The sequence below is a fragment of the Bacillus sp. GbtcB14 genome, assembly GCF_019091205.1.
GTDB lineage: Bacteria > Bacillota > Bacilli > Bacillales > Bacillaceae_G > Bacillus_A > Bacillus_A cereus_AG.
In genome coordinates, this window is sequence record NZ_JAGXJT010000319.1 from 1 (window position 1) to 235 (window position 235).

Consider the following 235-nt stretch of genomic DNA (forward strand, 5'->3'; position numbering starts at 1 on the left):
TAAGATTGCTGAGTTTATTGGAAAAAGAGGGCGATATTGTTATACATAAGTATACAATCGGATCCCCATATAGAGAACATGTAGGTATTATTACACCAGAGTTTGAGAAGTATTTCCAAGACCCAAAGCCAATTCATAAAATTAATAATTACTTTGCTGAAAATAAAACTATGAGCTACTATAATAAATTCACACAAAAATATACAAAAAAATATTGCATCTTTTTAATTTTCTT

General features: G+C 27.7%; 1 protein-coding gene. It reads left to right on the plus strand.

Annotated elements, in window-relative coordinates; all coding sequences use genetic code 11:
• The coding region (locus KVT31_RS30020) for a hypothetical protein (protein WP_217613774.1) at nucleotides 1–235 on the plus strand (235 nt) is incomplete at both ends.